Consider the following 8,982-nt stretch of genomic DNA (forward strand, 5'->3'; position numbering starts at 1 on the left):
GACGACTTAGATGTCGTGAGCTTTCGTTTTCAGCACGTTTAGCTAACTCAAGCTTGAACGCTCTATGATGTTTGGACATAAAAAGACCCCCAGTAATTGGAATGTCCAACTATTGGGGGTCACTTCATTTTGAGGGCTTTTTGTTATACCTGAAACAGATCCCTGCGGATTATCGTCTCACAGCGATCAGGACCGGTTGAAATAATATCAATCGGCACTCCGGCAAGACTTTCCACCTTCTCAATGTACGCACGCGCATTAGCCGGGAGCTTGTCATAGTCGGTCACGCCCAGTGTCGACTCCTGCCAGCCGGGCATATCAATATAGACCGGTTCACAACCTTCAAACTCGTCAGCGCTCAATGGCAGGATATCAACAGGTTCGCCGTTCTTCTCATAGGCGACACAGAGACGAATCGTCTCCAGACCATCAAGCACATCAAGTTTGGTCAGGCACAGGCCGGTAATGCTGTTAATCCAGCTGGCGCGGTTCAGGGCGACCATATCCAGCCAGCCGCAACGGCGGTCACGACCGGTGGTGGAGCCTTTTTCCATGCCCTTTTCGGCCAGATGTCTGCCGATATCATCAAACAGCTCTGAAGGGAACGGGCCGCCGCCGACACGGGTTGCATAGGCTTTGGTAATTCCCAGAACATAATCTATATGACAAGGACCGACACCGGCACCGGTAGTGCAACCCCCGGCAGTGGTATTGGAAGAAGTCACATAGGGATAAGTCCCATGATCGATGTCCAGCAATGCCCCCTGAGCACCTTCGAACATGACATTTTCACCCGCCTCATAATAGGCCTGTAACATGGCTGGTATATCTGCGATCAGAGGCAGAATCACCTCGCGCATCGCCAGCGTTTCTTTCAGTACCTCGTCGTAGCTGACAGGTTCTTCTTTATAGTAATTGACCAGCGAAAAGTTATGGAACTCGAGGACTTCCTTGAGCTTTTCTGCGAACACCTGTTCATCAAGCAAGTCACCGACACGGAGGCCGCGACGACCGACTTTATCTTCATAAGCTGGGCCAATACCACGGCCAGTGGTGCCGATAGCCGCTTTACCGCGGCGTGCTTCACGTGCCTGATCCAGTGCAATGTGATAAGGCAGGATCAGGGGACAGGCAGCACTGATTTTCAGGCGCTCACGCACAGGCACACCGTTGGCTTCAAGTTCCGCCATTTCTTTGAGCAATGCTTCCGGACACAGCACGACACCGTTACCGATGAGGCATTGCACATTTTCACGAAGAATGCCTGATGGAATCAGATGTAGTATGGTTTTTTTGCCATCAATAACCAGGGTATGGCCAGCATTATGCCCTCCCTGAAAACGCACCACTGCGGAGACATTATCGGTCAGCAGATCAACCAGCTTCCCTTTACCTTCATCCCCCCACTGGGAGCCAATTACTACTATATTTCTAGCCACGAGTTTGTGTTCCTGTTTCGGTCACTTGCCAGCGACCCGCTTGTTTAACCAATGTATGAGTTGTCGACATTTCGGTGCCTGGCATACGGTAGACCACGACTTTGCCGTCGTTACGCAGGGATTTGACCATGTCTTCCAGCGCTGGATCGTCCTGCCATTCCACAGAGATAGATTCTTTCCGGGGGGCATTATCCGCTACCGGCAGTAATGTGGCGATTTTTTTCAGGTCCATGCTGAAGCCAGTGGCTGGCTGTGCATGGCCAAAATGTTCGCCGATGTCGTCATAGCGGCCACCGGCAGCAATCGCTTGTGCAGAACCCGGCTTGTAGGCAGCAAACACAACACCGGTGTGATAGTGGTAGCCGCGCAGTTCAGCCAGATCAAAATTAATCGCGAGATTCGGTAAGCGTTGTGACAGCATGTCATGAATGCGAATCAACGTATCCAATGCCTGCTGAACCGGTTGTGGTGCCTTTGCGAGCTGGTTTTGTGCTGTTTCTAGTACGGTATGGTCGCCATTGAGCTCGGCCAGTGCCTGCAACATATCACGCGCTTCGTCAGTTAGCTGGTACTGTTCCAGCAGGGTCTCAATTTCTGCCGCCGCTTTACGCTGCAAAGCCGAGAATAACTCCTGCTCCTGATTCGCATCGAGGCCAGCATAACTGGCCAGACCACGATAAATGCCAACATGACCGATATCCAGCGCAACCGTCGTCACAGCCCCGCTGACAGCCAGCAGATCGAGCATCAGTTGAATGCTTTCGACGTCACTCTCCGGTCCGGCATGGCCGTATATCTCGGCACCGAGCTGAATCGGGTTACGGGAACTGGCCTGCCCTTCAGGCAGGGTGTGCAGCACACTACCGATGTAACACAGTCGTAACACATCAGCCTGGTCACGCATTTTATGGGCAGCAATTCTGGCCACCTGGGGTGTCATATCTGCGCGAATACCCAGCATGCGGCCAGACATCTGATCAGTCAGTTTGAATGTCTGTATGTCCAGGGTTTTGGCCGTACCGGTCAGTAATGAGTCCAGATACTCTACCAGCGGCGGAACAACGAGTTGATAGCCCCAGCTGCGCATTCTATCAACCAGTGCCCGGTGCAGGCATTCCAGTTGTGAGGCTTCCTCAGGCAACAGTTCATCGATGCCTTCAGGCAGCAGCCAGCTCTCTTTGATAGTCATGTCGAGTTAATTAATCCAGTACAAAAAAAACAGGCCAGCGATCATACTGAAAAAGCCAATCAGACGTATCTGCCTGTCCGGCATCGCGGCCATTTGCAGCAATGCCCGCTTGAAATTCTGCGGACTGAGAAATGGCATGATGCCCTCAATAATGAGCATCAATGCCATTGCCACCCAGAGGCTGTGCAACAGCGCCGGGGTCACTGCGGTGACTGATTAGGATCGCTAAAGCGCTTGAAGAAATCACCTGTCGGCTCAATCACCAGCATATCGTCTCCCTTGAAGATATTCTGGTAAGCGTTCAGGCGACGGTACAATGAATAAAAGTCTTCGTTGGCACCGTAAGCATCAGCATAGATTTCAGTCGCATTAGCATCACCCTGACCACGAATCTGCTCCGCTTTGCTTCTGGCATCGGCCAGGATAACCGCACGCTGACGATCGGCATCAGAACGGATTTCTTCTGCTTTCTCTGCACCTTGTGAGCGTAGTTCTTTAGCCACCCGCTCACGCTCAGCTTCCATCCGGGTATAAACCGAGCTACTGACTTCGGATGGCAGATCAATGCGTTTGATACGAACATTGGAGATCTCGATACCGAAACCTTCGGCAACGCGATTAGCCTCTTTCAGAATGTCCTGTACCATCGCAACCCGGTCTCCGGACACAACTTCCTGAATGGTACGGCGGCCAAATTCACCACGCAGACCGTCTTTGATAATTTGCGACAGTCTCAACGCGGCACGTTCCTGATCGCCGCCCATTGAAGTCATATAAGTGCCGACATCTTCGATCCGCCAGAGAATAAACGAATCAACAATCACGTTTTTCTTTTCGCCGGTGAGATAACGAGCAGGTTGAGCATCCAGCGCCATTTCACGCGCTTCAAATTTGCGCACGTTATTGACAAAGGGCATTTTGAAGTGAAGCCCCGGTTCAAAGTCCGTACGCTCGATTTCACCCAGTCTTAACAGCACCGCTTTTTCACGTTCATCAACGATAAACAGTGACGAACTTAATGTGATCAGCGCCAGTACAACCAGCACCAGAATCAGCGTCATACGTGAACTCATTTAGCGACCTCCTCTGCTACGAACGTCATCACGTGACGCGCTGCTTGATGTGGAACTGTTACTACCGGATGAATTCGGATAATCAAATTCGTCCAGGTTGAGACGAGCAGGGTTACCACTTTGCCCTCTCAAACGATCCAGCGGCAGATAAAGGACGTTGCTGCCGCCGTTCTCAACATCAACCATCACTTTCTGACTACGCGAATAAACAGATTCCATCGCGTCCAGGTAGAGGCGTTCTGTGGTCACAGCGGGTGATTTATTGTATTCCAGCATCACTTGTGTAAAGCGGCTGGCATCACCTTCAGCCTTGGCAACAACCTGACTCTTGTAGGCTTCAGCTTCCTGCAGGATACGGAATGCCTGACCCCGGGCTTTAGGCAGGATATCGTTGGCATAGGCTTCTGCCTGATTAATTTGGCGGACCTCATCCTCACGGGCTTTGACCACATCAGCAAACGCCGACTGGACCTGTTCCGGTGGCTGAACATCCTGCATATTGACACTGGTGACCAGCAAACCGGCATCGTGTGCATCCAGCATGGATTGCAACAATTGCTCTGTGCTGTTGGCAATGGCACTACGTCCCTCAGTTAACACGAAATCCATCTTGGAGCGGCCGACAGTCTCACGTACCGCGCTCTCCATCATCTGGCGCAGGATAATATCCGGGTCGCGCACATTGAAAAGATATTTGGCCGCATCCTGAACACGGTATTGAACCGCTATTTTCAGATCGATGATGTTTTCATCCATGGTCAGCATCAACGACTCAGATGGAATGGAGTTGGTGCTGGCCACACCCGTTGAGCGATAGCCAATCTCAGCCGTACGGATTTCCTCGACGTTGACGAGTTCTACCTTATCGATGGGATAAGGCAAGTGCCAGTGCGGGCCGGGCATAGTTGTGGTCTGGTACTGACCAAAACGGAGCACAACGCCTCGCTCAGGTGCTTCGACAATATAGATACCGGACAGCATCCAGACGATAACAGCAATAAGTGCGATCAGTCCGAAACCGAATGAACCCTGTGTGGGACGGTTACTGCCTCCTGAACCACCTTTACCACCAAAGATTCCGCCCAGTTTTTGTTGCATTTTACGGACGACTTCGTCCAGATCCGGTGGCCCATCTTTACCACGATTACCCCACGGGTCTTTACCACCGTTGCCGGGTTCATTCCAAGCCATGTAGCTCTCCAAAATGAGAAAAGAGATTTGCTTCCAAAACGACTATTTTACGGAGATGGGCGGTATACGCAACCAAAACCCATATCTAAGTCAGATACTCTGACTCCTGCCACTGTGGAAAATATTCCTGCAGTGCCTGCCGTAATAATTCAAGTCCCTCGCCGGTGCTGGCTGAGAGCCAGATCCGTTCAATTTCACCATCGGCATTGCGTTCAATACGTGGTGACATGCCTTCGACCTTGTCAATTTTGTTATAGACAATCAGTTGCGGCACTTCGTCGGCTTCAATTTGCTGCAATACATCATTGACATGATGCATCAGATCATCACGATCACTGGCAGCACAGTCAACTACATGCAGTAGCAAAGCTGCATCACGTGTCTCTTCCAGCGTCGAACTGAAAGACTCTACCAGGTCGTGGGGCAGTTCCCGAATGAATCCCACCGTGTCAGCCAGAATCAGCATTTCGGTATCGTGTAATTTCAGCCGGCGTAATGTCGGATCGAGCGTCGCAAACAAACGATCATCGGCATAAACCTTGGCCGAGGTGACTTTATTGAACAAGGTCGATTTACCGACGTTAGTGTATCCTACAAGGGAGACGACAGGCACCCCTCCACGTTGACGAGAACGGCGCCCCTGCTCACGCTGAGACCGGACTTTATCCAATCTTTTTTTCAGTGACTTAATCCGCTGAGCCAATAAGCGCCGGTCTGTTTCCAACTGGGTCTCACCGGGACCACGTAAACCAATACCGCCTTTTTGTCGCTCAAGGTGAGTCCAGCCTCTGACGAGTCGTGTCGATAAATGCTGTAATTGCGCCAGTTCAACCTGCAGTTTACCTTCATGTGAACGTGCCCGACGGGCAAAGATATCGAGGATCAGACCTGTCCGGCCCAACACACGGCTTTTAAGCCGCTGCTCAAGGTTACGTTCCTGACTGGGAGAAAGTTCGTGGTTGAATATCACCAGTGCTGCATGTGAGGCGGCCACATACTCAGCAATTTCATCGACTTTGCCGCTACCGGCAAAGTACTTGGGATCGGGTCGGTGTCTTTTTCCCTGGACGATGGTGGCTATCTTTGCGCCTGTACCGCCAACCAGCTCCTTGAACTCCTCCAAGGATTCGTCGTAGTTGGGGTCATTGAAATTGAGATAAACAAGAACAACTGCTTCCTGGTTCGATGAATCGTCAAAAGCGGCTTTACTATCGGGACGATCAAACAATCAATGTGCTCCTATTCTTCCTGACTGTAGTTGACATTACGTGCGGGAACAATAGTGGAAATAGCATGTTTATAGACCATTTGATTCACTGAGTTTTTCAGCAGAATCACGAACTGATCAAACGAGTCAATCTGTCCTTGCAACTTGATGCCGTTGACCAGATAGATGGAAACGGGGATATTTTCACGACGTAATGCATTTAAAAACGGATCTTGAAGAGTCTGCGCTTTGGCCATTATCTGCTCCAGATATTGTTATTATTTTTGAAAATCACCTGCGAATAACTCATTCTAAAAGCCCTAGCAGAATCGTCAAGCATTATTCTCTAATTGTGTGACCTGTGCCGTCAGATATTGGTTCACTTCTCTGACCGGCAAGGATTCACCACTGTCAAACCAGACGCCGTCATCCTGTGCACGCAGCCAGGTAATCTGTCTTTTAGCCATCTGCCGGGTGGCCACTATCGCTTTATAGATAAAGCTCTCCATATCAAGCTCACCACTGAGATAGGCCCAGGCCTGGCGATAACCTACAGCTCTAATCGAAGGTAGCCCAGGGTGGCAATCCCCCCGCTCATAGAGCTTCTGCACCTCTGCCAGAAAACCATTCTCGACCATGGTGCGATAGCGTCTCTCAATACGTTCATGTAATACAGCCCGGTCGAAAGGAGCAATAATGATCTTGGTGACATGATACGGCAGGGTATCTCCCTGCTCTTCTGTCAGCGCCGTCAGACTTTTTCCAGTCAGTTCATAAACTTCCAGCGCACGTTGCAGGCGCTGGGGATCATTCACATGAATTCTTGCCGCCGCGACCGGATCGATCTCAGTCAGACGCTGATGCAGGTAGGCAAGGCCGAACTCGGCAGCCTGGGCATCGAGTTTAGCCCGTACTGCCGGGTCCGCCGTCGGTAATTTTGACATGCCTTTTTGCAGGGCATTGAAATAGAGCATCGTGCCACCGACCAGCAATGGCACTTTACCGCGGGCAGTGATGTCACCCATCAGACTGAGTGCATCATCACGAAAACGACCGGCAGAGTATGACTCAGTCGGCTCAAGAATATCTATCAGATGATGCGGGAATTGCTTGAGGGTCGCTGGCGACGGTTTAGCCGTGCCAATATCCATACCCCGGTAAACGAGAGCGGAATCGACGCTGATAAGCTCAACCGGATAACGTTTGGCTAACTCCAGTGCGAGATCTGTTTTGCCTGCTGCCGTCGGCCCCATGATGAAGATGGCCGGCGGCAAAGTGTTTTGCATCACCAGTGGTTTCTTAGCCTTGTTTCATGGTGTCGAAAAACTCGGCGTTTGTTTTAGTGGATTTGAGACGATCCATCAGGAATTCCATTGATTCGACGGGATCCATCGGACCTAAAATCTTACGCAGAATCCATAATTTCTGGAGATCTTCTTCGTTAGTCAACAATTCTTCACGGCGTGTACCGGAGCGAGTCACATTGAGGGCTGGATACATGCGGCGGTCAGCCAACTTGCGTTCCAGTAAGGCTTCCATATTACCGGTACCTTTGAACTCTTCAAAGATAACTTCGTCCATGCGTGAACCGGTCTCAATCAGAGCCGTGGCGATAATCGTCAGACTGCCACCTTCTTCAATATTACGTGCCGCACCGAAGAAACGTTTCGGCCGCTGCAGGGCATTGGCATCAACACCCCCCGTCAATACCTTACCGGAAGACGGTGCGACGGTGTTGTAGGCACGAGCCAGACGGGTAATTGAATCGAGCAGGATGACCACATCATGTTTGTGTTCGACCAGCCGCTTGGCTTTTTCAATTACCATTTCAGCAACCTGAACGTGTCGAGCAGCGGGCTCATCAAACGTACTGGAAACCACTTCACCGATAACAGAGCGTTGCATTTCTGTGACTTCTTCAGGACGTTCATCGATCAGCAGAACAATCAAATCACTCTCTGGATAATTCGAAGCGATAGATTGCGCAATCGATTGCAGAATCATCGTTTTACCGGATTTCGGCGGTGCGACAATCAGACCACGCTGGCCCTTACCAATAGGAGCAGCCAGATCGATTATACGTGCTGTTAAATCCTCAGTACTGCCGTTACCACGCTCCAGATTAAAACGTTCGTTGGGAAATAGCGGGGTCAGATTTTCGAACGGTACTTTGTTTCTTGATTTATCAGGTTTTTCGTAGTTGATTTCCTCAACTTTAACCAGGGCAAAATAGCGCTCGCTGTCTTTCGGCGGTCTGATTTTACCTTTGATAGTATCCCCTGTTCTCAGGTGGAAACGGCGAATCTGACTGGGTGACACATAGACATCATCCGGACCGGCCACATAAGAGTCTTCCGGCGATCGCAGGAAACCGAAACCATCCGGTAATAACTCCAATACACCAGTAGTCACAACGTCTTCACCCTGCTTGGAATGGGCTTTGACAATTGCAAAGATTAATTCTTGTTTTCGGTTTCTGGCGAGGCCCTCAAGGTTCATGGAAAGGGCGAGATCCATCAATTCAGCAGCGGACTGCTTTTTCAGTTCTGTCAGATTCATGTATTACCTGGATTGGGATTTTTGATATAGGACAACCTTGAATACGCCATTGTGTTGGCGCTGATATGTACTAACGGGGAGGAGTTTTCGGAAAAACTGTCGGCAAGCATAGCAGGTCGTGATCGAGGCGTCTAGTGTTTTGGGGAAAAAGTTTGTTGAGTCATAGTTTCATGCTCTTATAGGTCACGCCATAAATTATTTGTCCCCCCACCCCCCCCCCCCCCCCCCCCCCCCCCCTCCTATTATCTAAGAAATAATTAAACAAAATTTTTATCTGAGTTAAGAATCAACACACAATATAATAAATTTTTTTCTTGAAACAAT

General features: G+C 50.3%; 9 protein-coding genes. All 9 read right to left on the reverse strand.

Features of this window, described 5'->3' with window-relative positions; all coding sequences use genetic code 11:
* Positions 1-143 precede the first annotated feature (143 nt).
* The 9 genes from FH755_RS13670 to rho all read right to left on the reverse strand — a co-directional run bounded on the left by FH755_RS13670 (position 144) and on the right by rho (position 8,658).
* Positions 144-1,439: an adenylosuccinate synthase gene (locus tag FH755_RS13670; RefSeq protein ID WP_292441663.1), complete on the reverse strand. Its 1,296-nt coding sequence runs from the start codon at positions 1,437-1,439 to the stop codon at positions 144-146.
* The gene (locus FH755_RS13675; RefSeq protein ID WP_292441664.1) at positions 1,432-2,628 is read right to left on the reverse strand and encodes an ATP phosphoribosyltransferase regulatory subunit; all 1,197 of its coding nucleotides are present in this window, start codon (positions 2,626-2,628) and stop codon (positions 1,432-1,434) included. The genes FH755_RS13670 and FH755_RS13675 overlap by 8 nt, the downstream gene beginning before the upstream one ends.
* Before the next feature lie 6 nt (positions 2,629-2,634).
* Positions 2,635-2,832, reverse strand: a complete 198-nt coding sequence (locus FH755_RS13680) for a DUF2065 domain-containing protein (protein WP_292441665.1) — start codon at positions 2,830-2,832, stop codon at positions 2,635-2,637.
* Positions 2,829-3,701 (reverse strand): protease modulator HflC, encoded by an 873-nt coding sequence (gene hflC, locus FH755_RS13685; RefSeq protein ID WP_292441666.1) that lies wholly within the window; start codon positions 3,699-3,701, stop codon positions 2,829-2,831. The genes FH755_RS13680 and hflC overlap by 4 nt, the downstream gene beginning before the upstream one ends.
* Positions 3,702-4,892: an FtsH protease activity modulator HflK gene (hflK, locus tag FH755_RS13690; RefSeq protein ID WP_292441667.1), complete on the reverse strand. Its 1,191-nt coding sequence runs from the start codon at positions 4,890-4,892 to the stop codon at positions 3,702-3,704.
* 85 nt (positions 4,893-4,977) lie between these two features.
* A complete protein-coding gene (hflX, locus tag FH755_RS13695; protein WP_292441668.1) occupies positions 4,978-6,120 on the reverse strand; it encodes a ribosome rescue GTPase HflX in 1,143 nt (380 codons plus the stop codon).
* Between the two features lie 11 nt (positions 6,121-6,131).
* On the reverse strand, positions 6,132-6,356 hold the full coding sequence (hfq, locus tag FH755_RS13700; RefSeq protein ID WP_266238587.1) for an RNA chaperone Hfq: 225 nt from the start codon (positions 6,354-6,356) through the stop codon (positions 6,132-6,134).
* A 75-nt stretch (positions 6,357-6,431) separates the two neighbouring features.
* Positions 6,432-7,385, reverse strand: coding sequence for a tRNA (adenosine(37)-N6)-dimethylallyltransferase MiaA (miaA, locus tag FH755_RS13705; RefSeq protein ID WP_292441670.1), 954 nt, complete (start codon positions 7,383-7,385; stop codon positions 6,432-6,434).
* A 13-nt stretch (positions 7,386-7,398) separates the two neighbouring features.
* Entirely contained in the window at positions 7,399-8,658 is a 1,260-nt protein-coding gene (gene rho / locus FH755_RS13710; protein WP_292441669.1) for a transcription termination factor Rho, read from the reverse strand.
* Positions 8,659-8,982: the final 324 nt, after the last annotated feature.

Origin of the sequence: Methylophaga sp. (assembly GCF_009711715.1) — a bacterium.
Lineage (GTDB): Bacteria > Pseudomonadota > Gammaproteobacteria > Nitrosococcales > Methylophagaceae > Methylophaga.

What these genes read in the sequence shown, in the direction of transcription:
- rho (WP_292441669.1), bottom strand. Translation starts at nt 8,658, where the DNA reads ATGAATCTGACAGAACTGAAAAAGCAGTCCGCTGCTGAATTGATGGAT.
- miaA (WP_292441670.1), bottom strand. Translation starts at nt 7,385, where the DNA reads ATGCAAAACACTTTGCCGCCGGCCATCTTCATCATGGGGCCGACGGCA.
- hfq (WP_266238587.1), bottom strand. Translation starts at nt 6,356, where the DNA reads ATGGCCAAAGCGCAGACTCTTCAAGATCCGTTTTTAAATGCATTACGT.
- FH755_RS13675 (WP_292441664.1), bottom strand. Translation starts at nt 2,628, where the DNA reads ATGACTATCAAAGAGAGCTGGCTGCTGCCTGAAGGCATCGATGAACTG.
- hflK (WP_292441667.1), bottom strand. Translation starts at nt 4,892, where the DNA reads ATGGCTTGGAATGAACCCGGCAACGGTGGTAAAGACCCGTGGGGTAAT.
- hflC (WP_292441666.1), bottom strand. Translation starts at nt 3,701, where the DNA reads ATGAGTTCACGTATGACGCTGATTCTGGTGCTGGTTGTACTGGCGCTG.